23 protein-coding genes are annotated in these 21,293 nt (G+C 45.3%); 6 read left to right on the top strand and 17 right to left on the bottom strand.

The window, feature by feature from the left end:
• Positions 1-74: 74 nt before the first annotated feature.
• Positions 75-578 carry a DUF2938 domain-containing protein gene (locus tag MSG33_RS03010; protein WP_248379801.1) on the bottom strand — a complete coding sequence of 168 codons (504 nt, stop codon included), beginning with the start codon at positions 576-578 and terminating at the stop codon, positions 75-77.
• Positions 579-662: 84 nt separating this feature from the next.
• Here MSG33_RS03010 and MSG33_RS03005 point away from each other — a divergent pair, with 84 nt between their 5' ends.
• A complete protein-coding gene (locus MSG33_RS03005) occupies positions 663-1,070 on the top strand; it encodes a helix-turn-helix domain-containing protein (RefSeq protein ID WP_025637846.1) in 408 nt (135 codons plus the stop codon).
• A 64-nt stretch (positions 1,071-1,134) separates the two neighbouring features.
• On the opposite strand, the gene def is transcribed toward MSG33_RS03005, so the two are convergent.
• From def to MSG33_RS02970, 7 genes are all read right to left on the bottom strand, one after another.
• The gene (gene def, locus MSG33_RS03000) at positions 1,135-1,641 is read right to left on the bottom strand and encodes a peptide deformylase (RefSeq protein ID WP_005395192.1); all 507 of its coding nucleotides are present in this window, start codon (positions 1,639-1,641) and stop codon (positions 1,135-1,137) included.
• Positions 1,642-1,861: 220 nt separating this feature from the next.
• Entirely contained in the window at positions 1,862-2,320 is a 459-nt protein-coding gene (locus MSG33_RS02995; protein WP_248379800.1) for an ABZJ_00895 family protein, read from the bottom strand.
• A gap of 31 nt (positions 2,321-2,351) precedes the next feature.
• Complete coding sequence (locus MSG33_RS02990) at positions 2,352-2,681, bottom strand: YceK/YidQ family lipoprotein (RefSeq protein ID WP_248379799.1); 330 nt, start codon at positions 2,679-2,681, stop codon at positions 2,352-2,354.
• Positions 2,682-2,994: 313 nt separating this feature from the next.
• Positions 2,995-3,246, bottom strand: coding sequence for a DUF2999 family protein (locus tag MSG33_RS02985; protein ID WP_005395194.1), 252 nt, complete (start codon positions 3,244-3,246; stop codon positions 2,995-2,997).
• 100 nt (positions 3,247-3,346) lie between these two features.
• Positions 3,347-4,792, bottom strand: coding sequence for an N-acylglucosamine 2-epimerase (locus MSG33_RS02980; RefSeq protein WP_248379798.1), 1,446 nt, complete (start codon positions 4,790-4,792; stop codon positions 3,347-3,349).
• A 113-nt stretch (positions 4,793-4,905) separates the two neighbouring features.
• On the bottom strand, positions 4,906-5,442 hold the full coding sequence (locus MSG33_RS02975) for an AAA family ATPase (RefSeq protein ID WP_025536841.1): 537 nt from the start codon (positions 5,440-5,442) through the stop codon (positions 4,906-4,908).
• A 289-nt stretch (positions 5,443-5,731) separates the two neighbouring features.
• Positions 5,732-7,078 carry a magnesium transporter gene (locus tag MSG33_RS02970; RefSeq protein ID WP_248379797.1) on the bottom strand — a complete coding sequence of 449 codons (1,347 nt, stop codon included), beginning with the start codon at positions 7,076-7,078 and terminating at the stop codon, positions 5,732-5,734.
• Between the two features lie 212 nt (positions 7,079-7,290).
• On the opposite strand from MSG33_RS02970, the gene MSG33_RS02965 reads away from it, so the two are divergent.
• Positions 7,291-8,166: a universal stress protein gene (locus MSG33_RS02965; protein WP_248379796.1), complete on the top strand. Its 876-nt coding sequence runs from the start codon at positions 7,291-7,293 to the stop codon at positions 8,164-8,166.
• A gap of 45 nt (positions 8,167-8,211) precedes the next feature.
• On the opposite strand, the gene MSG33_RS02960 is transcribed toward MSG33_RS02965, so the two are convergent.
• Complete coding sequence (locus MSG33_RS02960; protein WP_248379795.1) at positions 8,212-8,601, bottom strand: MazG nucleotide pyrophosphohydrolase domain-containing protein; 390 nt, start codon at positions 8,599-8,601, stop codon at positions 8,212-8,214.
• Between the two features lie 26 nt (positions 8,602-8,627).
• The gene (locus tag MSG33_RS02955; protein WP_031853884.1) at positions 8,628-9,056 is read right to left on the bottom strand and encodes a PaaI family thioesterase; all 429 of its coding nucleotides are present in this window, start codon (positions 9,054-9,056) and stop codon (positions 8,628-8,630) included.
• A gap of 211 nt (positions 9,057-9,267) precedes the next feature.
• Here MSG33_RS02955 and gloA point away from each other — a divergent pair, with 211 nt between their 5' ends.
• Together gloA and MSG33_RS02945 are read left to right on the top strand one after the other, a co-directional pair.
• A complete protein-coding gene (gene gloA, locus MSG33_RS02950; RefSeq protein ID WP_164665583.1) occupies positions 9,268-9,654 on the top strand; it encodes a lactoylglutathione lyase in 387 nt (128 codons plus the stop codon).
• 11 nt (positions 9,655-9,665) lie between these two features.
• Complete coding sequence (locus MSG33_RS02945; RefSeq protein ID WP_248379793.1) at positions 9,666-10,766, top strand: alkene reductase; 1,101 nt, start codon at positions 9,666-9,668, stop codon at positions 10,764-10,766.
• 119 nt (positions 10,767-10,885) lie between these two features.
• On the opposite strand, the gene MSG33_RS02940 is transcribed toward MSG33_RS02945, so the two are convergent.
• A complete protein-coding gene (locus tag MSG33_RS02940; RefSeq protein ID WP_203342543.1) occupies positions 10,886-11,161 on the bottom strand; it encodes a nitrogenase-stabilizing/protective protein NifW in 276 nt (91 codons plus the stop codon).
• Positions 11,162-11,402: 241 nt separating this feature from the next.
• Here MSG33_RS02940 and MSG33_RS02935 point away from each other — a divergent pair, with 241 nt between their 5' ends.
• The gene (locus MSG33_RS02935; protein ID WP_248379791.1) at positions 11,403-13,253 is read left to right on the top strand and encodes an acyltransferase family protein; all 1,851 of its coding nucleotides are present in this window, start codon (positions 11,403-11,405) and stop codon (positions 13,251-13,253) included.
• 80 nt (positions 13,254-13,333) lie between these two features.
• Here the strand turns inward: MSG33_RS02935 and MSG33_RS02930 are convergent, their stop codons facing one another.
• From MSG33_RS02930 to MSG33_RS02915, 4 genes are all read right to left on the bottom strand, one after another.
• Positions 13,334-13,804: an RES family NAD+ phosphorylase gene (locus tag MSG33_RS02930; RefSeq protein ID WP_005376497.1), complete on the bottom strand. Its 471-nt coding sequence runs from the start codon at positions 13,802-13,804 to the stop codon at positions 13,334-13,336.
• A gap of 1 nt (position 13,805) precedes the next feature.
• The gene (locus MSG33_RS02925; RefSeq protein ID WP_006742299.1) at positions 13,806-14,258 is read right to left on the bottom strand and encodes an antitoxin Xre/MbcA/ParS toxin-binding domain-containing protein; all 453 of its coding nucleotides are present in this window, start codon (positions 14,256-14,258) and stop codon (positions 13,806-13,808) included.
• 177 nt (positions 14,259-14,435) lie between these two features.
• The gene (katG, locus tag MSG33_RS02920; RefSeq protein ID WP_248379789.1) at positions 14,436-16,607 is read right to left on the bottom strand and encodes a catalase/peroxidase HPI; all 2,172 of its coding nucleotides are present in this window, start codon (positions 16,605-16,607) and stop codon (positions 14,436-14,438) included.
• Positions 16,608-16,792: 185 nt separating this feature from the next.
• Positions 16,793-18,334, bottom strand: coding sequence for a glutamate synthase-related protein (locus MSG33_RS02915; RefSeq protein WP_248379787.1), 1,542 nt, complete (start codon positions 18,332-18,334; stop codon positions 16,793-16,795).
• Between the two features lie 157 nt (positions 18,335-18,491).
• Here MSG33_RS02915 and MSG33_RS02910 point away from each other — a divergent pair, with 157 nt between their 5' ends.
• Positions 18,492-18,971 carry a YbaK/EbsC family protein gene (locus tag MSG33_RS02910; RefSeq protein WP_006742302.1) on the top strand — a complete coding sequence of 160 codons (480 nt, stop codon included), beginning with the start codon at positions 18,492-18,494 and terminating at the stop codon, positions 18,969-18,971.
• Between the two features lie 169 nt (positions 18,972-19,140).
• On the opposite strand, the gene MSG33_RS02905 is transcribed toward MSG33_RS02910, so the two are convergent.
• Both MSG33_RS02905 and MSG33_RS02900 read right to left on the bottom strand, forming a co-directional pair.
• Positions 19,141-20,553, bottom strand: a complete 1,413-nt coding sequence (locus MSG33_RS02905; protein ID WP_248379785.1) for a coniferyl aldehyde dehydrogenase — start codon at positions 20,551-20,553, stop codon at positions 19,141-19,143.
• A gap of 125 nt (positions 20,554-20,678) precedes the next feature.
• Positions 20,679-21,251: a GNAT family protein gene (locus MSG33_RS02900; protein ID WP_248380544.1), complete on the bottom strand. Its 573-nt coding sequence runs from the start codon at positions 21,249-21,251 to the stop codon at positions 20,679-20,681.
• Between the last annotated feature and the right edge of the window lie 42 nt (positions 21,252-21,293).

The raw sequence follows: 21,293 nt of genomic DNA, 5'->3' as shown, positions 1-21,293 counted from the left end.
GCGCCAAAAACGACCAAGAGTTGAGCATCATAAATAAAAACAAAAAAGACTCGTTTGCATGATGCTCATATTCCCTATGCAAAATACTGGCTCGCCACTTTGATTGCAAACGCGGCTATGAATAAATCCAAGCCATAAGCCAAATGCGCCAATGTGCTAAGAAAACGGGCTTTCCAAGGTGTTGGGGTTTTACTGGCAGCAAAACCAAATCCTAGACAAGGTTGAATGACAAAAAATGGGAACACCAACGTGACCACACCAGTGGCTAAGCCGGGCACTAGACTAGGCTCTACCAACCAATGATGCCCAAAAGCAGCAATGTGAACCAAAGCGAAAACAACGCCAATGGCATAGTGCAAAAGCCAACCGAGTGCTTTTTCTCCCGACATCGGGTCTGTTGCCATAATTGGCGCATGCATAAGCTTTCCTTTGGGCATGTACAAAAACCAGCGCGCAACCAATGCATAGTTTAGTGAGGGAATACCAAACACTCTCCTTTGTAGCCAAGCCCATAAATCCATTATCAAAGTCGCACCAATCCCTATTAGCGCCGCTTGTAATCCTATTAAAAACAGCATTTTTTGCTCCTCAAGTTTTTGATTTGTTAAGGTCTTAGTTGCATGCTACAACTTAAAGCCAACTTGAAGTCAATGAGGAATAATATGGATATTGCAGAAGTGGTTAAAAAATCAGGATTACCGACCTCAACGCTCAGATACTACGAACAGTTGGGGTTAATTCGCTCGATAGGAAGGAATGGATTGAGACGTCAATATTCACCAGAGGTACTCAATAAACTCAACATCATTAGTTTGGGGCGTATCGCTGGAATATCACTTAACGAAATGGCGGAAATGTTGAATCACTCAGAAGGTTCAAAACCATACATTGATCGTGACTTACTGGCGAAAAAGGCGCTTGAAATTGATGAGCAAATAACACGTTTGAAAGCGGTGCGAGACAGCCTAAACCATGTTGCCTCCTGCCCTCATGAGTCACATATGGACTGCTCTTCATTTCAGAGGCTTATGAAGGTCGTAAAGCGTTATGTCCCCAAAAAACCGAGATAAACCACTCTACTTATCCTTGATTTAAAAGGAAGCAACTCGCGGTTGTGAGTTACTTCCTCTCATATTACTTAGCTTGCGCCTTTACGTACTTCTTCACTTTTTTCATCGCCATTTTTTGCTTTAACGGTGAAAGGTAATCAATGAACAAGTTACCAGATAGGTGATCAATTTCATGCTGCATCACAATCGCCAAGAACTCATCGCTCTCGATTGTAATCGGGTTGCCATCGCGGTCCAATGCAGACACAACAACTGATGTGTAACGCTCTACATCGGCGTAGTATTCGGGAACAGATAGGCACCCTTCTTGACCAAGCGCTTTGTTTTCTCCGCTCACCACTTCTGGGTTGACTAAGATTAAAGGATCATTGCGTTCGTCAGAGATATCGATGACAACAACCGCCTCTTTTCTACCCACTTGGGTTGAAGCTAAACCGATGCCATTGCCCGTTGCGTAAAGTGTTTCTAGCATATCGTCGATCAACGTTTGTATTGTCGATACGTCAGTGACTTTTTCTGCTTTTACTTTAAGCCTTGGGTCTGGAATGGAGAGAATTTCGAGGACTGCCATACTTACCTTTCGTTATCTGTAAATCGTAATTTCCGGCGAATTATACACACGTTTCGGCAGACATAAACATGTTGAGTTTTCGTGGAAAGACCGTTTCGTCTAAAACATTCGATTTTGCTTGAGACCAAAGAGGCAAAAAGAAAGAGAAAACAATAACGCCAGCACGATATGGCTGGCGTCTTTTTTACGTATCTATCTTTAAGCGTTCGTTATTTGTGAGTTACGCACTCTTTTGCGCTTTTAGCAAAACCTTAATCGCCATTTTTTCACCACTCTTGAAAATAAAGTACCCGAGACAAACGGTTATTAACGTTAATACAACGATAATAATACTGAACCAGCCTAGTTCCGCTATCAATTCAAATATAGAGATGCCCAAAAACATTAAGATGAGAGAAAACACCACTAAGCTCGATAAATTCCAAAGCAGCACTGAATACCATCTCGTTGCCGAAGGCATTATATTCCCTGTTTTATAGCCCAAATAATATCCTACACTCATCGCTGGTATTAACGTCCCAAGAAAGCCGACACCGTTCATTTCTATGCCAGAAATGTACTCAATAATAAATAGCAGTATGGCCAAACAAACTGATGCCAGACACAAAAGCGACGTTACAAAGAGCACCGAGGGAGCGTTGTTTTCTGTTGAGTAATTATTTTTCGATTCCACTTTCATTTCCTTCCATTTATTTCTATAAAATCAGACTTTAGATCATGCTGCCGCTTGGACAACCTAGAGAAACAACGCCGCCATAACTCGTTGTGGGTGTAGCTACCATGACTAAATCAACAGGAAGAAACACAACGTCCGTTGCTAACGACAAAGGAATGTCAATCAATGAAAGTGGGTATAACGCGATGGAAGTAATATCAGCTCTTAAATAGCAAGGTTGTCGTGCGACTGATAACGCTGTGCCTGAAAACGGCTTTCCGTATCCGCCACCAGCATGCGCATCTATAGACGAACACCCCACCATTAAAGATGCTGACACCACAAGAAATACAACTTGTAGCTTTTTAAATATATTTATTTTCATTTAACCTAGATTCCAACTAACTATTATTTTTAAAACTAAACCCTCTCTCAAATTGTATATTCAATGAATTTACTCATATGGGCCTAGTGCAACCATGTTAATACGTTCTATGTATTAGAAACAATTCATTTATTTCCAATAGCACCCGTGAGTTCATGCGACGTGACTAGAATCGCACTTAATCTTTTATGCAAGCACCAAGTTAAGCTCAACCTATTCGCTTTCCCGTTGGAGTCGCGTACCTTTCATCTGATGTAAAAAAGCCGCCAGAGCTACTTGGCTCTGGCGGCTTTTGTTTTTATCGAAAACTCGATTACTGCTGTAGCTTAGCTTTGGCTTCTACTACTTTGGAGAAGTCCAGGCCCAGCTCTTCCACTGCTTCTTTAATCAGTACAGGATTTTGCATTACCTGCGCCATTAACGCTTGAAGCTGATCTTGTGGCAGACCTAGTTGGCTGATAGTTGCCATTGCAGCCAGAGGGTTTTGAGTTAACGCCTGAAATAGCTCGTTGATTTGCTCGTCGCTAATATTGTTTTCTTTCAACATCGCAAGAATCGGGTTCATCAAATTACCTTTAAATACTATGTAAAACAGACCCGCAGTTTACCACTGGGGTTTGTTAGTTTGCACGCAGACTTTAACCACCACACCACCATCGACCAACTTAAGGTCGAATATTGGTGAATGTCGCGGCGGTGACTCCATCACTTTGTGACGACAACGATTTTACGTCTGCGCTAAAGTAATATGGATTAAGTGGCATTTTACTATCGGCTGGTCGCGCGTAGTAAAGCTTGGCGGGCTGTTTTGCCATTTGTTGCGAGTACAAATATCCGACCAACGCATGTTCAAACTGGTGGTAACCATTTCCCCAATGGAACGCTTTGGTTGATTTAGGATTCAGACCAACACCTCCGTACTGATGATCCACCCACGCGTCCATAAAGGTGGGTAACGTGTATTGAAGCGTTTCTTTCATCGAACCATCGACAAGAGAAACCGTCATCGCCGCTTGATCGAGTTCTGCCCATTCCCAAGACGAGCTGTAATGCTTGTGCGGTCTTGATTGCCAAGCAGGAATGCTCTCTTGCGTCCATTTACCCTGCCATTCTGGTGAGAAAAGCGCTTTGACTTGCTCAAAGTTTTGCTGGTATTGCGCTTGCTTAAGCGTGTGTTTCATTCCTTTGAAACCAAACTCTGTCCAATTAGAATTCTCCAACAACTGACCAGTGAGATACGTCATCCAATACGCTTTGGTGGTGTGTCCAAAATCATTGTGTTTCGCATCTGGCATCATTACTGCTTTGTGATGTATCGCGCCATAAAAGCGCTGCTCTTTGTCGGAGTGGTAGTTATCCAGCATCACTTGCGTCAGCCACTCCAGATCTTGTTTCCACTTGGCTTGCGCTGGTTCTGGTAAAAGTGGCGCCGTTAACAACAGGTAGCCATTGATTTGGTCAAGTTGAGCGACTAACTCTTGCTGCTTCTCACTTTCTCCATCACCATCTTTCAAAACCCACGCCAGACCGCGATCATCGCTTCGTCGGTATTGTTTAAATATAAACGCTTGCTGGTCGATAAGTGCTTGTTCAACCTTTGGATCTTGCGTCAAGTAGTAGTACATCGCCAAGCCCACCAAGGCGTAAGCTTGGTCTTGAGAAGTTCGCTGTTGCCACTCCATCCCCGGTTTTCCACTACGCGTAAAGCTCACAAAGCCGCCGTTTTTATCATCTTGTAGATGATCAATCAGGTAATAAGCCCCTTTCTTTGCCAGCTCTAATGCTTGTTTGTCACCCGTAAGATGAAAAAACACGCCATAAGCGTAAGTTTGGCGCGATTTCATGCGTGTGTATTCGCGATCGAAGTGTGGGCTAATCCACCCTTTGTTTAATTCTTCACACGGCTTTTGTGGGTCGAGAATGACACCATTATCACAACGAAATGTCGGAAAATTCCCCGCAGGTTGCCCATGCGCGCTTTCCATCATCCAATATGGGGCTAGGCCATTCTTCACATGGTTTAACCAATCATCCCCCGAAGGTAGCTCCACATCAGCAAAGCTGTTCATGCTCGTCGTTGCGAGCAATAAGGTAAGATATTTAAAAGACATAATGCTCAATTAAGTTATTGAATTTTATCCAGTATAAATAACTCCCTTTACGCATATTGTCGTCGTGGTCACAATCGCCTTACGCATTTGTTTGCATTATTCATCTGTCTGCCTTATTCGATGACTGAGTCGAGAATAAACGCCACTCTGTCTTCGACTGACATTTTGGGCACTTCGATCAATTGATAACCGAACTTGTGGTATGCATCGACCATCTGTTTATGCGTGGCGACCGCTTCAGAAAAATCTTGCTTTCGCTCTTCATCGTTACTGAATATCGACGACCACGGTGGAAAAATGAACACTTGAGAATGATAACGAAGCGTCTGGCAATGCGTGATGAGCTCATGCGAGATTGGCAATTGTTCCAACTTGCTGTAGCCATATACGTCCACAATACTGCGATCAAAAAACACGTCCCCTTGGCGGACATTGAAAGCTCGGTAATTGCTCACTTCTGCCTTCATCATTTCGTCTCGAAAGGCTTGTTTGTCATTCCAAGGTAATGCTGAACCGTGATTCGTAACCTGCCTTTGTATTACGTGACGACCTGTTTCTGGCGAGCAGATAAAGCCTTGTGTTTTTAGTTGTTCGATTACCGAGGTTTTTCCTGCACCGGGACCACCAGTGAATACGATGAGTTTGTTCAAAATCTTTTCCTTATTTTTTGTTTGAGTGAAGTAATGCGTGTACAGCCAAGAAAATTGGCATGATCGGGCCTTTGAAATCGTAATTTGGCACGCCAGCGTTAAGCGAGATCGGCAGTGGAAAGTTTTGGGATAGAAATGAGCAGTGAAAAATATTGATGAAATGAAAGCTTAAACGGCGTGTTCAGCGTTTATGAAAAACGGAGGAATTTTGAGCGAACCAAGCTTGCCCAAAAAATTGGGTTGGAAAATGGAGAGATTGGTTCAGCGGGTTAGCGCGTCAATTGGCTTTCTATATCAAGAAAATGGCACCTAAGCCTAAGAATGCAAAGAAACCGACGACATCAGTAACGGTCGTCAATACTACCGAGCCAGCCACGGCGGGGTCAATGTTAAACTTCTTCAACGTGAATGGTATCAGCGTACCCGATGCCGCAGCCGCCAGACTATTGAGAAAAATTGCGCAGCAGATAATAAGCGCCAATGGCCAAGAGTCAAACACCATGTAGACGACACCCGCGATGACTAATCCCATGATCAAGCCATTAATGGTGGCGATTTTTAATTCCTTATTCACCAATAGCTTCAAGTTACTTTGGTGCAAATGGTTGAGTGCGATACCCCGAATGGCCACCGCTAAGGTTTGGCTACCTGCGATGCCGCCCATACTCGCCACAACGGGCATTAAGATCGCAAGCGCAACGACTTGCTCGACCACATTATCAAAAATACCAATGATGGCAGAGGCAACAAAGGCAGTCAGCAAATTAATCACCAACCAAAGTGCTCTTAGCCTTGTCGCCACAGTTAATGGTGTGAACAAATCTTCTTCGCTTCGTACGTTTTCTGCCACTACAGCTTGTAGGCTGAGTTCACGCAAGGTAATCGCGATGGTCGCCATCGACAAAACGCCCATAATTTTGCCACCAGCCATGATAGGAAACCAATGCGCGCCACCATCAATCGAGACCTGTTTACTGACGCTTTGAATCGTTTGGATATCTTCCAGAATTGACGTGACTGCGGTCAAGTCTGTGAGTTTGGTATGGTTCTCATGCAGCAACAGGGTTTGAGGTTCTATCGTCCCAATAACGCCTCCGACATCGCGCACAATGATCAATCGCACCGGGCTTTGTCCACGTTTTAACAACTCGTTTTTGATGCCTCCTACGCTGTTTTTAGGATTCGCGACCAAAAAATACGGCTCGGCATATCGTCCTACTTTGTTGTCTTCATACGACAATGCTTGTTGAATGTGCGCGACCGACTCTTCACTTTGGTCGATAAGGTACTCATCCACAAATTCGGTCGGTAGAAAGTCTGCAAAGATGATCAGTTCCGAATCCGTGATGTACGCTAAGCGTTCATGTTGCAGCTCTTTGTTGAGTGATTGATGAATGTGCTTGGCGGTGTCGTATCGCAGCAAATTTAATACCGTCCAGTACTTCTCTGGCGGCACCGCTTCTATCACGCGTTTACGATAAGCAATGTTGACCGACTCCAAAATGTTCGCGATTTGCGCTTCCTGATAGTCTTTCAAAAAACTGAGGTCTTCGGTCGACTCTATCGCTTTAATGATCTCGGCAAGCAAATGAGGCACTTTGCGATTAATTTGTAATTGGCTGGAATCTATCATCATTGTCACCGATTTCCTTGGACATCACGTTAGTGTCAACACGATGTCTATTATCTAAAGGCATGAGATCCTGATGTTAAAATTCTAGGCAATGGCGCGCACAATTGCGGAATTTATATTTTGCTCGCAGAAACAGAACGTCTTTGCATAAGGGGATGGTATAAACTTTTAGTGTGCATTAGGCGCATTTGCCTCATTTGATAATGGAGTAATCAATGGCACCAGTATTTTTTCTGACTCAGCAAGCTGCCTTACCAAGTCGTAAGGTGCTTCGTAAAGTGATTCAGTTTGCGACAGCGCTGGCTCAACCCATCGTGGTATTGGTGGAAGATCACCGCCGAAGTGAAGATCACGCGTTCGCGCATTTCCTTAGTTTCAACTCTGACCATATAGAAAAGAGACAAGCTGAGTTTGAAGCTTGGACATCAAAATTTAAAGACTTCGTTATCGAACTTTGTGAAGAAGAGGAAGTTGAAACGCCAACACTCTCTTACGAGCATTTCAAAGGGAGTCATTGGATTGCTCAAGTCGCGAAACGGCTTGTCGACCACACAGATTTACTGCTCGTGGGGCATTTTAACAAGCACGAAATTCAAACCTTACTCACCGAGCTAGCAAAAAACGATTGTGATTTATTACTATTAAGTGAGCGTTCATGGCCTTCTCACGCCAACATGCTTTGCGCGATAGATCCGCTTCATCGCGGAGATGCAAAATCAGTCGTAGATAGAGCCATCGTATCACGAGGCTCAAAGCTAGAAAAAACCTTGAGCGGAAAAATGACGTTAGTTTACTGCCGCTACGTTGCGCCTTATCTATCTCGCTATCGTGCAGAGATTTTGAGCAATCAAAAAGCAGGCATTACGGACTTTCTTACTGCGCAAAAGTTAACACGAGTACCACTACTGCTGCCAGAAGGAAACCCTGAAACGGCGTTACCAAAAGCAGTTAAGCAATCACAAGCGGCAATTCTGATTATGGGCGCATGTAAACGAAGCATGTCATCCCAATTTTGGTCTGGCAGCACTGTAGACACGTTACTTGATCAACCGCCTTGTGACCTGCTGCTCGTCAATAGCACGAAGGATTGATCAGGCTTCCCCATCCCGCCGCATCTTAAATAATATCACGCGCAGTTATTGGCTCTTCATGGTCTCTAACTGCGCGGCTTCATGTTCCGCGTTCAAGGCTTGTTTCTGCTGCTGTTTAACCTCACCCCAACTGCGTCCCGATTCAATCGCAGATACACGCTGCTCGTATTTAGTGCAGGCTCTTTCGAGTACTTTCTCAGGATCTATGCCCTTTTCTCTTTCCAACACTTTTAATACGTTAAGATAGTTCCACAACACATCGCCTAACTCGTCTTCCAAATGACAAAGGCGGTCCTCACGAATCTCTTCACGGACTTCATCGACTTCTTTGCCAATGGCCTCCAGATAAGTCTCTACGCCTTTAAACCAAGTGTTGGTTTGGTCATATTGAGATTTTCTCGTCGCAATTGCGTACAGCTCATCAAATTTCTTCATTATCTCTCCGTAGAACGAGTTTTTATTTACGCCTCTTTAGGACGAATAAACTTTCCTTTTGCCGTCACTCTAACTTCATTATTGACCAGTAATTGAGCCACCAGTTGATATATACCGCGGCGTTCACCTTCACAGTGTGCAGTAATCGTGACGCGCTCATCTAGCTCAATAGGTGCATGGTAGCGCACATCCAACTGCGCTGTAAGGGCTTGAATGTTTCTAAATAACAAACAGTGTGTCATTGCACCATCGAGCAGCGAACTCGCAATGCCACCATGCAACAGGTCTGTGTAACCTTGATGACGAGGTAAAACGTGAAACTCTCCGACAACAGAACCATCGGCTAGACACTGGTAGTTCACAGCCAAAGAGTTCGGATTCGCATCGATGGAAGAACAAACCGCACATTGATAATGAGCTTCGTGAGTGGAATGAAAGTGACTATTTGCGGACATGTTAAGTACTCGGCTTGTAAAAAGGAGTAATTAGCATATGCCAATTATTAAAAAGAAATGGCGAGTAATCTTTGTTTGCACGTTGTAGGGCCAACAACCTCATTATCCATAACGTTAAATAATCATTTTTATAATTAACGATAATTTCCAGTTTATTTAGAGTGGCGATAAGGTTTGCATCGTGATTACGCAACGTTATGAAAGGCGACTTATGAAGTTTCTCCACACGATGATCCGTGTTGTTGACCTAGACAAATCTATCGAATTTTATACAAACGTTCTGGGAATGAGCGTTTTGGATCGTTTTGAAAACCAAGAATACCGTTACTCACTGGTGTTTGTTGGTAGCCCTGATCAACCAGATGGCGCGACCATCGAGCTAACTTATAACTGGGATGCCGGCAGTTACGACTTAGGTAACGCATTCGGACACATGGCGCTTGGGTGTGAAGACATTTACGCAGCTTGCGAACAAATCAAAGCGCTTGGTGGCAACGTCACTCGCGAACCCGGTCCAATGAAAGGAGGAGAAACGCACATCGCCTTCATTAAAGATCCCGACGGCTACCCAATCGAACTGATTCAAACTAAACAATAACGAGGTTTCCAATGACAGACGCATTATTTCAACCGATTCAACTTGGCTCTCTCTCATTAAAAAACCGCATCGTTATGCCTCCGATGACGCGCTCTCGAGCCTCTCAACCGGGTAATGTCGCTAACGACATGATGGCGACCTACTACGCTCAACGCGCCGAAGCGGGATTAATTGTTGCTGAAGGCACGCAAATTTCACCAATGGGTCAAGGCTACGCGTGGACACCGGGTATTTATAGCCCAGAGCAAATTGCTGGCTGGAAAAAAGTAACTGATGCAGTGCACGAGAAAGGCGGCGTTATCTTCGCGCAATTATGGCACGTTGGTCGTGTGACTCATCCTGACAACATCGGCGGCGAGCAACCTATTTCTTCTTCTGCGCTCAAAGCAGAAAACGTGAAAGTATTTATCGACAATGGCACTGACGAACCTGGCTTTGTCGACGTGGTTGAGCCGCGTGAAATGACCAAAAAAGACATCAAGAATGTTATTGAAGAATACCGCCAAGCCGCATTAAACGCGTTAGAAGCTGGGTTTGATGGTGTCGAACTTCACGCAGCAAATGGCTACTTGGTTAACCAGTTTATCGATTCTGAAGCGAACAACCGCACCGATGAATACGGCGGCTCAATTGAAAACCGTCTGCGTTTTCTTGGTGAAGTGGTCGAAGCAATGACGCAAGCCATTGGCGCAGAGCGTGTTGGTGTTCGCCTTGCACCATTCACTTCGTTAAACGGCACCGTTGATAGCACACCTGTCGACACCTACACCGCTGCTGCTGCGCTGCTTGATAAACTCAATGTGGTTTACATTCACATTGCAGAAGTCGATTGGGACGACGCGCCAGATACTCCGCATGACTTTAAAACCGCAGTTCGTGAGGCGTATAAAGGCACACTGATCTATGCCGGTCGTTACAACGCAGAAAAGGCGCAACACGCGATTGAAAGTGGCTTAGCCGACATGATCGGTTTTGGTCGTCCGTTTGTTGCAAACCCAGACTTACCAAGCCGCATCAAGCATGGCTACCCACTGGCAGAACATGACCCTACGACATTGTTCGGCGGCGGTGAAAAAGGCTTAGTGGACTACCCTGCGTATCATGCGGGTTAATTCATCTGCGTAAAGCTGATTCGCAACTCGCGACAAACCAATAGCTAACCCAAAAGAACCTTGCTCTTCCCCCTGTGACGCCAAGATGCAGGGTTCTTTTTTAGGCAAGCCACCAAGAATTAACGTCTTTGACAAGATGTACAACCTCGGCACGCAGAACGTGTCGTTTTACTTAGTAAACTGCGTTGTACTTTACAGTAGGCATTTTTCAGTGCGCGGCGGCCTGAAAACCAATCATCCGGTTTAGTGAGGATTAAGTAGCCATTAAATCTCTTAACCAACTCGGTTCGGTTGTTTTCGATAAATCGGCAATCAAACTCGATTTCGAAGTAATCCAACGCTTCTTCGATACAAGTAAAGCTGGCAATTTTTTCCTGAATCGTATTCTCTGTCATTGTTTCTTTAGCGTTATCATTTTCAATGAAGTCTAAGAGCCTGGCGCTTTACGTTCTTTGATTTGGCGCTTCTTAACATCACTCTTTCTGGGATTTCCATATTGAAATTCAATTTGGGAATTCGCTATTTCCCCCAGCCTTTTAATTTTGACAATCACCTTAAGAATCTGATTTAAAACAATATTATTTCTGGTTCATATTTTGCTCTACTTCGTTAAACGGAATGTTGGAGGGACACGATATGACTTATAGAGCGGAAGTAGACGGATTAAGGGCGATTGCTGTCACGTTGGTGATTTTGTTTCATGCAGGAGTTGAGCAGTTCGCTGGTGGCTTTATTGGCGTCGACGTATTTTTTGTTATCAGTGGCTATTTGATCACCACCATCGTGATTAACGATTTGGAAAACCAGAAGTTCAACCTCGGTGATTTTTATGAGCGACGCATTCGCCGCATACTGCCCCTGCTACTGGTGGTGATTGCCGTAAGCTATTTGATGTCTTGGTGGCTATTTTTGCCACAAGCACACAAAGACGTTGGTCAGTTCGCAGTGTCTTCTATTCTTTCTTCATCCAACATTCTTCTGTATTTAAAAGGCCACAATTACTTCGGTTTAGAAGATCAAGCCAATCCGCTGTTTCACACTTGGAGCTTGGGCGTTGAAGAACAATACTACATTGTCATTCCTTTGCTACTCATGCTACTCGCTCGTGGCAAAAACGCGTTTTACCTGACTTTTTTCATCGCGGTATTTGCGCTGAGTTTGATGACTATTGTCTATGCGAGCAACGATCCTGATTTCGCCTTCTACATGATCTTCTCTCGTGCTTGGGAGCTGGCAACCGGTTCATTACTCGCCTTAGTAATGAGAAAAGCTCAAGTTCAATCCAACGATACGCTGGCAACCATTGGCATCGTTTTGATATTGGCTTCCGCGCTTTTGTTTGAAAAATCGCAAGATGGCGCGGGCATTACGCTGCTGGTGCCGGTCATCGGTAGCGCGTTGGTGATTTTGTTTGCCTCTAAAGACAATGTCTGCGGTAGATTACTGAGCCTAAAATGGGTCGTGTTCGTCGGCTTAATCAGCTACAGCTTGTACTTGTGGCATATTCCGCTATTTGTGTTTTACCGCTACATGCTGGACGCAACTCAAGACGTCAATATCCCACTTTACGTTGTCACTCTGTTTGTACTTTCTTACTTCACTTGGCGCTTTATTGAAAAGCCGTTCCGCAGCCGAAAAGCCATGAGCATGCGCACTGTGTCTGCGGTTATTGCGGTTTTGACGTTACCCTTGCTGACGTTCGGCGTTATTGGTCATCAAAACGGTGGTTTTCCAGAAAGAAGTGCATTTTTCGAGGCCATGCGCGTGAACAACGGTTACGGTTTAGATTGCAACGGCAACACCGACGTTAACGATGTGTGCTCGTCTGCGCCGCAGCCCACCATCGCTGTGTTAGGCAATAGTCACAGCATGGTTTACGTGAAGCGTCTGTCCGAAGTAACACCAACTGGCGTAGTGCAACTTACTCAAGATTCCTGTGCAGTCGGTTATGTCGACATCATCAAAGATGCTGGATCAATTTCTTGCCGACAGTTCTTCAAACAGGCAGTCGATACCATTTTGCGTACCCCTTCTATTCGTCGCGTCGTTATCTCTTCCAATTTCAATAAAGAGCTTTCACAAGCCGATTATGAGGCATCATTAACTGGATTGTTGAATGAACTGGAAGGGAAAGAAGTAGTCGTTTTCGGCCCAACGCCTTCTGCACCTTTTGCGGTAGGAGAATGCCTTTGGAAAGCGCGTTTGTTTGGCGAGACAGAAGAGTCCGCATGCGATTTCTCTCCCAAGCGACATCATCCAAAAAACGTGGCGAAGTTAGTGAACTACTTTGAGCAATTTGAGCACGTTGAGTTTGTCGACTTGACCGATGCCATTTGCAGAAATGGCGTATGTCGAATGAAAGTTGGTGCGAACAACGCCATGTATACCGATGACAGCCATTTATCTTACAAAGGTGCTGAGTTAGTGCTTGGGCATTACCACAACAGTACGAATGAAGCGCAACAGTTCACTTACGACCGACAATAACCAAGAGAATAAACTTTTATGCTTCAGCGCTTATCTCAGGTAAGCGCTGAATATTTTAAAGCGAGAGAAAGCCAGCGCGTTTATTTGAAAATGCGTGGGTCAAACGCGAAATCGAGCTTTTCGGCTTTCTTGATGATCTCTTTCATTTTGGGATGATTTGGATTCACCACGTAGTTTTTATCACGAGGTGAAATCGTTGAAGGCACTTGCAGCGCGGCAAACTCAGGATGAGGATCATTGAGAAACTGGTCACCAATGTATTGCGTAGACTCGCTCGCCGGTATTGCTCGCCACGTCACAGGGAGATCTTCTTCATCTAAGGTAGCTATGAGGTATTCAGGCATTTCAATACGATATAAATCGTACAGTTTGGTGATAGCTGGATCGTTATTTACGTGAACAAACACTTCCAACGAGCAAAGGGATTCCGATTCAGAGAAGTAGAGGGCTTCGGTTCCTTTTGAGTTCCATCGCCCTCCAAACAACTTTGCGCCAACGGGGCTGAATGGCGTGTCAGCGAATTTCTTTTGTGTGAGACGATAGAGCTTCATATTACGAGAACACCCCGTGCTCTAAACGGCCGATCAAATCTTTGACGATTTCAAAATCCACCGTGGTCGAGACCATGTCTAGCGGCCTTTTTCCACCTAAGCCGTACACATTCTCTCTCATCCATTTTAACGCGCGCTCTTCGTCGTCAAACAACTCTGTCGCGAGTTTCAATAACATCGCTAATCGATAGATTGCATCACTCTCTTGAGTATTAAAACGCTCATCATTTTTAAGACGACGCTTAATTGTACTAACAGGAATCAGTGTCACATGTTGGAATTCACTTTGAGAAAGCTTTACTCGATCAACAATGTTCCGGTATACCTTGGGCTCAAAGCCTTTGTGAACCGCATCAATACGACCCGTTTCAGCATCTTCAATACCTAGCATAAGCCAGAAATTGGCTTTATGAGATTGTTTCGGCTTAAAGCTTTTTAATGCTGCAGTTGCCATATCAAGCTCCTATGGTTCATATGGTCTAGTTATTATGGTTCAAATGAGCTCAATTTTCAATCAAAGTAACAATCAAAGTAAAAAGACAGGTAAAGAAAAAGGCGAGCTTTGCGCCCGCCTCTCTTACTTATTCATCAACTTTGTTTACGCATCTACCGATTTGCATCGTTTCACTTACTACAAGTCAAAACGGTCGGCGTTCATGACTTTCGTCCATGCAGCGATGAAGTCGTGGATGAATTTTTCCTGATTATCATCTTGCGCATACACTTCCGCGTACGAACGTAGAATCGAGTTTGAGCCAAAGACAAGATCCACACGGGTTGCCGTCCACTTCACAGCGTCGGTTTTACGATCACGGATTTCATATTGATTAGCACTCACTGGTTTCCACGTATATGCCATGTCAGTAAGGTTCACGAAGAAATCATTCGACAAAGTGCCTACTCGGTCAGTAAATACGCCCTCTTTTCCACCGCCGTAGTTACTGCCTAAAACGCGCATACCACCGATGAGTACCGTCATTTCTGGCGCCGTTAGCCCCATAAGCTGAGCACGATCTAATAAAAGCTCTTCCGGCTTAACCGCGTAGTCTTTCTTCAACCAATTTCGGAAACCGTCAGCCACAGGCTCAAGAACTTCGAATGATTCAACATCCGTCATCTCTTGGGTGGCATCACCTCGGCCTGGCGCGAATGGCACAGATACATCATGACCTGCGGCACGCGCAGCCAGTTCAATACCTACGTTACCAGCAAGCACGATAGCATCTGCAACACTACAGCCCTCTTCTGCTGCTATTTTTTCTAGCACAGCAAGAACACGACTTAGACGCTCTGGCTCGTTTCCTTGCCAATCTTTTTGCGGAGACAAACGAATTCTCGCACCATTTGCGCCACCTCGGCGGTCAGAGCCACGGTAAGTACGCGCACTATCCCAAGCCGTGCTTACTAGCTCACTAATGGATAGGCCACTTACTTCGATTTTTGTTTTCACTAAATCGACATCGTAGTCTGTCTTACCTGCAGGCGTTGGGTCTTGCCAAATAAGATCTTCGCTTGGCACATCAGGTCCGAAATAACATGATTTTGGTCCTAGATCGCGGTGTGTCAACTTAAACCAGGCACGAGCAAAAACATCATCAAAGTACGCTGGGTCATTTTGGAACTTTTCTGCAATCTTGCGATATTCAGGGTCCATTTTGAGCGCCATATCGGCGTCAGTCATGATTGGATTGTAGCGCTTAGAACCGTCTTCAACATCGACAGGCTTGTCTTCTTCTTCAATGTCGATAGGCTCCCACTGCCACGCACCTGCTGGGCTCTTCTTCAGTTCCCAATCGTACTTAAATAGTAGGTGGAAGTATCCGTAGTCCCATTGTGTAGGGTGTGTCGTCCAAGCACCTTCAATGCCGCTCGTTACCGTGTCACGGCCAATGCCACGTGTTTTGTGGTTAATCCAGCCAAGACCTTGTTCATGAACGTCTGCGGCTTCGGGCTCTGGACCAAGGTTTGCGGCATCACCATTACCATGACACTTACCGACCGTGTGACCACCCGCTGTGAGCGCGACAGTTTCTTCATCGTTCATTGCCATTCGCGCAAAGGTCACGCGCATGTCATGTGCTGTTTTGAGAGGATCTGGGTTCCCGTCCACCCCTTCTGGGTTGACATAGATAAGCCCCATCATTACTGCGGCAAGTGGATTTTCTAAATCTCGCTCACCAGAATAGCGGCTGTTATCAGCGTCACTTGTGGCTAACCATTCTTGCTCGGAACCCCAGTAGGTATCTTTTTCGGGATGCCAAATGTCTTCTCGCCCAAAGCCAAAACCAAAGGTCTTAAAGCCCATGGATTCATACGCCATGTTACCGGCAAGGACAATCAGATCGGCCCAACTTAATTTGTTGCCATATTTTTTCTTGATGGGCCATAAAAGGCGGCGAGCCTTATCGAGGTTTGCGTTATCTGGCCAAGAGTTGAGAGGAGCAAAACGCTGGTTGCCTGTCGCAGCGCCGCCACGTCCATCCGCGATACGATAACTACCCGCTGCGTGCCATGCCATTCGGATCATTAAACCGCCGTAATGTCCCCAGTCGGCAGGCCACCAGTCTTGGCTATCAGTCATTAAGTCTTTTAAGTCTTTTTTAAGTGCTTCGACATCTAGCTTTTTCAGTTCTTCTTTGTAATTAAAGTCCTGGCCAAATGGGTTGGTTTTGGAGTCGTGTTGATGCAGGATGTCTAAGTTTAAGGCATTCGGCCACCAATCCATCACCGACTTATCTGTAGATGTTTGCCCACCATGCATAACTGGACATTTACCTACCGAACCGCCGTTTGTGTTGCTCATATAATGCTCCTTCGTATCGTGGTTGTGGTAACCACTCTTTGTTATTCAATAAATCGAATATCCACCTCAAACAGCGTAGTTCATACACTGAATTTTTAGTTAACGCCAAGTCAAAATTTCCATATCTCGGCTAATAAATAATTGTTATCAAACATGTACCTATATGCAGAAAATATGGATAGAGATCAGTTTAAGTCCATACCTGAATACTTAATCCCAGACAGCCTCGCCATGTTGTGATCCCAGGTAGCTAAATCATGATGACTAAATTCATTCAGAGCGTGATGACCACATGCCCTTGCCATAACTTGCATGAGCTCGACCGAGGATTCGAAGAAATTTTTCAGTTGCTGAGATGATTTTTCGATATCGAGACGCTGCCTCAAATCGGCATTTTGCGTTGCGATCCCCGCAGGGCAATTATTGGTGTTACAAATCCGGGCCGCGACGCAACCGATCGATTGCATCGCACTGTTTGCTATCGCCACTCCGTCTGCCCCAAGTGCCAACGCTTTGACAAAATCCGTAGGAACTCGCAACCCACCAGTGATGATTAATGTGACGCGGTCACTTGCGCCTTTTTCATCTAAGTACTTACGCGCACGAGCTAACGCAGGAATAGTTGGCACGCTAATATGATCACGGAACATAGTTGGCGCCGCGCCCGTGCCACCACCGCGACCATCTAAGATGATGTAATCGGCACCCGCATCGAGCGCAAATTGTATGTCTTGCTCAATATGGTTTGCACTGAGTTTAAAGCCAATTGGAATGCCGCCAGTGATGCCACGGACTCTGTCAGCAAACTTTCTGAAATCGTGAGTAGTATGAAGATCTTTAAATGTTGGCGGTGAGATCGCTGGTTGTCCTTCGGGGATACCTCTCACCTGAGAGATCTTACCCACATTTTTATTTGCTGGAAGATGACCACCCGTGCCTGTTTTGGCGCCCTGCCCACCTTTAAAATGAAAAGCCTGAACATTAAGAAGCTTGGATTCATCGTAGCCAAACTGAGCACTGGCAAGCTCATAGAAATACCGCGAATTTGCAGCTTGTTCTTCAGGTAGCATCCCCCCTTCACCGGAGCAAATCCCAGTCCCTGCCAACTCAGCACCTTTTGCTAACGCAATTTTCGCCTCTTCCGAGAGTGCGCCAAAACTCATGTCCGACACCAACAAAGGAATAGCGAGCTTGAGCGGCTTACGCGCGTTTGGCCCTACAATCAACTCAGTTGATACGGGAACATCTTCCAACAACGGTTGTGTCGCCATTTGCGCCACCATGATTTGTATAGCATCCCAATGTGGTAGCAAATGCCTAGGAACCCCCATTGCAGCCATCGGACCATGATGGCCGAGTTTAGAGAGCCCTTCTCTCGCTAATTGGTGGATAAACTCTAGGGTTGGTTCTTCTTGAGTAGCGGACGCAGTCGGTTTGTCACTTTTCTCTCGCGTTTTCTCAGGGCCTTCTTTGCCGACTTGCTCAGCAGAAAAACGCTTATGTGTTCCATCACAAAATGGGGCATTAGAGGTGTGCTTGCACTGGCAGAGATACGCTTCTTCATCTTTTTCCGCAGTAAAGCTCATTGGCTTTAAGCCTGTTCCCGAATGCGACCCATCGCAATAAGGTTGATTTTTAGAACGTCCACATCGGCAAAAGTAATATTCTTGCCCTTCGGTTAGATTCACTTTAATCGGCTTATTATCGGCGATGATTGGCTTGCTCATGTTGCCCCCTATTTATTATTGTTAACCACGCTTTCTCGCTGGCTTGCAATAAGCGTAGAACAGGAGCGGAAAGAGCGTCAGCGAAACCAGTGTAAAATACGCGATTGTCGCTTGCCTCACCTATACTCTTTATGGGTCTCATACACGTGGAGGCTATATGACGATTGCAACCCGATTAGATGAATATTTGACTGAGCATAACATTCACTTTCAAACCGTGAATCACAGCCACAGTCATAGCTCGCTACAAAGTGGTGTTGCCGCAGGTGTGCCTTTAATGAATATCGCAAAAGGCGTCATTCTTGAGGATCATGAAGGGCATCATATGATGGCAGTCTTACCTGCCAACAACAAAATCAGTTTGTCGAGATTAAACGATGAATTTAACGCTACTTTCCACTTGGTGAAAGAGCGTATGGTTTACCGACTCTTCACTGATTGTGAGCACGGCGCGATTCCACCGATTGGTAGTCCTTACCACATGTCGACCGTTTGTGATGAAAGATTAGCAAACTTGGAACATGTCTATCTTGAAGCCGGCGATCATGAAACTCTGATTAAGCTAGATAGAAAGGCATTTAAAGAGCTAATGAACGACTGCAAATACTTAAGATTCAGCAGTGAAGTTCTGCATTAAACTTCCAAAAATCTGTCGACATTTCGTGAAAAAGGCTCTTTCAAAAAGAGCCTTTCTTTTTCTATTGGCGGTGCATGTCGGAAGCTTCTCGGCTTTTAGTAATCCGCAATTTAGAACGCATAGAAACCAAAAAAACCGCCCGTTTGGGCGTTTTTTTTCAATCCAACCACTATCGAACAAAAATCTTTTGAATCGCTTTTATCGCCATAGCTCTGCGACGCATTAATGCCCCCGTCCTTGGCAGCCATTTAGGCGTATGGAGTACGGTTTTCACGTGGCTAAAGGTTCTGAATCCTTCCACTCCGTGATAATGACCAATGCCTGACTCACCAACGCCACCGAAAGGCGCATCCTCAGCGCCAACGTGTAATACCGTGTCGTTAATGCCGACGCCGCCACTGTGTGTGTTGCGTACAATATGTCTGATGGTCGATTTGTTGTCCGACATAACATACAGCGCAAGAGGTCGCTGGTGCTGATTAATGTAGTCAATCGCTTCATCTACCGCTTTGTAAGGCTTGATGGGTAGAAATGGCCCAAATATTTCCTCTTGCATGATGCGCATATCTGTCGACACGTCTGTGATCAAATGAGGATACAAAAGCCTTTCCTGTTGAGGTGGCGCTTCAACAGTATGGATGCTTGCGCCCTGAGCTTTGGCGTCCTCAAGTAGCGCAGTCAAACGATCATACTGTCGTTGATTAATAATATGGGTCAGCTTTTGATTCTTGTTGGATTTCAAATAGAGTTTTTCAAAACGTTTTAAGAACAGCGTAATGAACTCTTCGACGCGTTCTTGTGGTACAAACGCGTAATCTGGCGCCACACAAATCTGGCCTGCATTGATGCATTTACCAAACAAAATCGCATCAACGGTTTTCTTCATGTCTGCATCTTCTGCAATGATCACCGGAGATTTTCCACCCAGCTCTAACGTCACTGGAGTCAGGTTATCTGCCGCTGCTTTTGCCACAGCGCGACCAACATTTGTCGAGCCTGTAAACAAAAGATGATCGAATGGCAGTTGACTGAAGGATTGGGCAACGTCCGCTTCACCTTCAAATACTTCGACATATTCAGACAACTCGCGACAAATATTGACGATGACTTTATTGGTTTTGGGCGTAAATTCGCTGAGCTTCATCATCACACGGTTACCTGCGGCCAAAGCAGTAACTAAAGGCGCAAGGCTCAAAATGACAGGAAAATTCCACGGCGAAATGATCCCGACCACGCCGAGTGGCTGATACTGAACAGTCACTTTCGACGGAGCAAGCAACAGACCGGATTCACGCTTACTTGGTTTGCACCACTTTTTTAGCTGCTTGATGGTGTAATTGATGTGCGAGACCGTCGGCAAAACGTCGGTCATGGCGGTATCAAATTCGGAACGATAACCAAAATCGTCACTCAGCGCTTCCACCAATGCTTGTTTATTCGCAATCAGAGCTTGTTTTAGCAAGACAAGGCGCTGCTTACGCTCATCCAAACTAGGATAAGGTTCGGCGGCATACGCCGCTTTTAAGCGATCAAGGCTTTGTTGTAACAGGTTGTCCACTTCAACCTCTGCGATTGCGTTCATGATGCTTCTCCTAACCTAGTTTCAACCAATGACGCTTCAAATTAACACGAGCGCAACAATGTTACTATTGTAGCGCTCGCGAAATTAGAGTTCGAACTCTGATTAAAATATCAGTGGGTTTGGAACTAAGTCAGACGCAACTCATAAATGCCGAGCCGTTGAGAGCGGTCAAGCGTCTCGAACTCGTGATCAACATATTCTTTTAATGTGGCACCAGCACGCTCAGCAATACTGATACTGGCGATGTTGTCTTCCATACAGTGGAATTGGATGAATTGCGCGTGCCCTTTCTGCTTCAAAAAAGGAATCAACACCGCGAGTACTTGGTCGATCACTCGGTGTCCTCGCCCATTGTTGGCAAGCCAATAGCCAATCTCAGTGACGCGTGTGTGCGAATCCACACCTTTAATGCCAATAACACCCGTAAACTGCCCATCAAAATAAATAGCGCACCAGTGGGCATCTAACGCTTTGCTGTTCACGCGCTGAGAGATGTAGTTCACCGCTTCTCTGCGGTTGGTCACAAAGTCCGTCCAAGGCAAATAGCCAGAGAGGCTGTTTCGATACGTGTTCACCACTTCCAGTAAAACGGTCGCGTGTTTGGTGGTAAGAGGCTCAATTGAGACCCTGTCTGAAACAGAAAAACTGGCCTGCATGCTATTTCCTTGATACGCCTTTTGGCACATGACCTCATCCATCCACATTATCCCTTTTTCAGTAAACACTACTCACAAATCCTA

This window comes from Vibrio sp. 1CM7H (assembly GCF_023161645.1).
Classification (GTDB): Bacteria; Pseudomonadota; Gammaproteobacteria; order Enterobacterales; family Vibrionaceae; genus Vibrio; species Vibrio diabolicus.
This window is presented reverse-complemented; position numbering and strand designations above follow the sequence as displayed.

Coding starts and splice junctions, on each gene's coding strand:
- MSG33_RS03010 (WP_248379801.1), bottom strand. CDS start 578: ATGCTGTTTTTAATAGGATTACAAGCGGCGCTAATAGGGATTGGTGCG.
- MSG33_RS03005 (WP_025637846.1), top strand. CDS start 663: ATGGATATTGCAGAAGTGGTTAAAAAATCAGGATTACCGACCTCAACG.
- def (WP_005395192.1), bottom strand. CDS start 1,641: ATGGCAGTCCTCGAAATTCTCTCCATTCCAGACCCAAGGCTTAAAGTA.
- MSG33_RS02995 (WP_248379800.1), bottom strand. CDS start 2,320: ATGAAAGTGGAATCGAAAAATAATTACTCAACAGAAAACAACGCTCCC.
- MSG33_RS02990 (WP_248379799.1), bottom strand. CDS start 2,681: ATGAAAATAAATATATTTAAAAAGCTACAAGTTGTATTTCTTGTGGTG.
- MSG33_RS02985 (WP_005395194.1), bottom strand. CDS start 3,246: ATGAACCCGATTCTTGCGATGTTGAAAGAAAACAATATTAGCGACGAG.
- MSG33_RS02980 (WP_248379798.1), bottom strand. CDS start 4,792: ATGTCTTTTAAATATCTTACCTTATTGCTCGCAACGACGAGCATGAAC.
- MSG33_RS02970 (WP_248379797.1), bottom strand. CDS start 7,078: ATGATGATAGATTCCAGCCAATTACAAATTAATCGCAAAGTGCCTCAT.
- MSG33_RS02965 (WP_248379796.1), top strand. CDS start 7,291: ATGGCACCAGTATTTTTTCTGACTCAGCAAGCTGCCTTACCAAGTCGT.
- MSG33_RS02960 (WP_248379795.1), bottom strand. CDS start 8,601: ATGAAGAAATTTGATGAGCTGTACGCAATTGCGACGAGAAAATCTCAA.
- MSG33_RS02955 (WP_031853884.1), bottom strand. CDS start 9,056: ATGTCCGCAAATAGTCACTTTCATTCCACTCACGAAGCTCATTATCAA.
- gloA (WP_164665583.1), top strand. CDS start 9,268: ATGAAGTTTCTCCACACGATGATCCGTGTTGTTGACCTAGACAAATCT.
- MSG33_RS02945 (WP_248379793.1), top strand. CDS start 9,666: ATGACAGACGCATTATTTCAACCGATTCAACTTGGCTCTCTCTCATTA.
- MSG33_RS02940 (WP_203342543.1), bottom strand. CDS start 11,161: ATGACAGAGAATACGATTCAGGAAAAAATTGCCAGCTTTACTTGTATC.
- MSG33_RS02935 (WP_248379791.1), top strand. CDS start 11,403: ATGACTTATAGAGCGGAAGTAGACGGATTAAGGGCGATTGCTGTCACG.
- MSG33_RS02930 (WP_005376497.1), bottom strand. CDS start 13,804: ATGAAGCTCTATCGTCTCACACAAAAGAAATTCGCTGACACGCCATTC.
- MSG33_RS02925 (WP_006742299.1), bottom strand. CDS start 14,258: ATGGCAACTGCAGCATTAAAAAGCTTTAAGCCGAAACAATCTCATAAA.
- katG (WP_248379789.1), bottom strand. CDS start 16,607: ATGAGCAACACAAACGGCGGTTCGGTAGGTAAATGTCCAGTTATGCAT.
- MSG33_RS02915 (WP_248379787.1), bottom strand. CDS start 18,334: ATGAGCAAGCCAATCATCGCCGATAATAAGCCGATTAAAGTGAATCTA.
- MSG33_RS02910 (WP_006742302.1), top strand. CDS start 18,492: ATGACGATTGCAACCCGATTAGATGAATATTTGACTGAGCATAACATT.
- MSG33_RS02905 (WP_248379785.1), bottom strand. CDS start 20,553: ATGAACGCAATCGCAGAGGTTGAAGTGGACAACCTGTTACAACAAAGC.
- MSG33_RS02900 (WP_248380544.1), bottom strand. CDS start 21,251: ATGGATGAGGTCATGTGCCAAAAGGCGTATCAAGGAAATAGCATGCAG.